The sequence below is a fragment of the uncultured Thiocystis sp. genome (assembly GCF_903866365.1).
In the GTDB taxonomy this organism is placed as follows: domain Bacteria; phylum Pseudomonadota; class Gammaproteobacteria; order Chromatiales; family Chromatiaceae; genus Chromatium.
The window spans coordinates 1-1,884 of the sequence record NZ_CAIPNF010000220.1; the positions used below are offsets into that span (position 1 = coordinate 1).

At 59.0% G+C, this 1,884-nt stretch carries 2 protein-coding genes; one reads left to right on the forward strand and one right to left on the reverse strand.

Annotated features, from left to right (window positions below; translation table 11 throughout):
* The coding region (locus QZY07_RS12480; RefSeq protein WP_295403035.1) for an ATP-grasp domain-containing protein at positions 1–801 on the forward strand (801 nt) is incomplete at its 5' end.
* 278 nt (positions 802–1,079) lie between these two features.
* On the opposite strand, the gene QZY07_RS12485 is transcribed toward QZY07_RS12480, so the two are convergent.
* Positions 1,080–1,571: a hypothetical protein gene (locus tag QZY07_RS12485; RefSeq protein WP_295403036.1), complete on the reverse strand. Its 492-nt coding sequence runs from the start codon at positions 1,569–1,571 to the stop codon at positions 1,080–1,082.
* Positions 1,572–1,884: the final 313 nt, after the last annotated feature.

The window sequence follows — 1,884 nt, forward strand, 5'->3', positions numbered from 1 at the left end:
GCCTGGGGTATTAGTCGACATCAGACGATACCGCTCCCGCCCCTCTGCCGCCAGTTCATCGGGCATGGCCTGCTCATCCCGGCGCCGCTTTCGGCACGAACGGATGGCGTGTCCCCGGACGCGAAAATGGCCAAAGTCGAGGAGAAAGGATACTTCATCGATTTTTTTGAATACGAAGAGGCAAATTTGTTGGAGATTGACGATGAAACCATCGTGGTCGCTGGAATCCCGATTGTCGCTGGAGTCTTGGCGCGCTTAGGAATCTCCCCACCCGAGTTAGCATCGGTTCCGGAATCAATTTCACATTACGCATGCCGTCGAATTTGGAATGGCACAATTGGCGAGGCGAGAAATGCTGTCGATCACGGCGGGTCTCTATTCATCAAACCGATCCCGCATGAACGTAAGCTCTTCGGTGGAAAGGTGGTATCAAACTACCGAGATCTCGCGATCACGGCATCTCTCCCTGATGACCACCCGGTCATCTGCTCTGATCCAGTTTCGATGGTCTCCGAGTACAGAGTTTTTATTTTGAAAGGCGATATCGTAGGCTGTCATCACTACAAAGGTGACTTCAGGCTCTTTCCAAACTTTCAAGTCATCGATTCGTTCGTGCAAGAGTTTTCCGAAGCCCCATCTGGGTATGGCGTTGATTTCGCGGTGACAAAGTCTGGTGAGACGATACTGGTCGAGGTCAATGAGGGGTTCTCGCTTGGTTGCTACGGTCTGCCACCCCTTCTATACAGCTCGATTATTGAAGCGCGGTGGGGAGATTTCCATGCACGCAAGAAATCGGGATAAACAAGACTTGCCCTCACGCAATCATTGCCTAACAAAAAGCGGACCCCGTAGACAGCACGGCGCTCATTCTGAAAAGGGAACAGCTTTATTTCTTGCCGTGCGTATCGATCTGGAGCGGCAGGCGCAGACCGCCCTGCGCTTGTGAGGCTTGCCCAAGGCGCAACGCCTCCCGCCCTGGGCGTGCCGACGCGCGGTGCATCGTGTGTGTAAACCGTCATCCCTCCCTAAGCGCACCGCCTCTTTGCGAAGGCCGTCCCGAGAAGGAACGGCCAAAAACACTACCCGTCCCGACTGGCCAAGCCCAACGCTACAGCTTGCGCGTACATCTGCTGGAGTCGCCCCGGATCGCGCGCCAGACCGTCCATCCATTCCGCGATCATGACCGGATCGTCCTCGCCCCAAGCCTTCAACACGGCCTGGGCGAGCGCGAGATCGGCAGGCGCCAGTGCGACCGCAGTCTCGGGCACCCGCTCAACCTCGCACACACCATCAGGATAATCCGCTTGCACATCGGCCAAGGGACAGGCCGGACAACGCGAGACGGACAGCACGGTCCCGTCCACCCGGATGACACTGAACCGGCGATGGCGATCCAAGGTTGGATCGTGCGCGGCGAGCGCGAGGAGCACGGCGGCCTTGTGTGCCCGGATCTCGGGGAGCGGGCGATCCAGGGCGGCCTGACGGCCGGCAAACTTCAGCTTGCCGTTATCGGCGAGGCTCAAGCGGATCCCCGCGTGGTGCGCGGCGGTCAGAATGTCAGGCGCGTTCACAGTTCGTCCTCCACGTCGGCCTCCACGTCGACCTCCACGGAGCGCGAGCCGCGAGGCTGAACACGCCCCCTGTCGCGCGCCTCCGGTTGACCCGATAAAAACTCCCCTAAACTCCCTAACTCCCCTCGGTGCGTCTGCCATCCGTCGCGAGGCGCTTGATTTTGTTCAAACTCGTGCGCGTGGCTCGGAGGGGAGTTATTGTCTTGAAACGCCCATCCCGATTCGGGCAAAGGGGAGTTTGGGGAGTTTGGGGAGTTTTTTTCCGCCTGCCGCGCCGCGTCGGACGCCACCATCCAGCGTTTCGCGCGGTGAC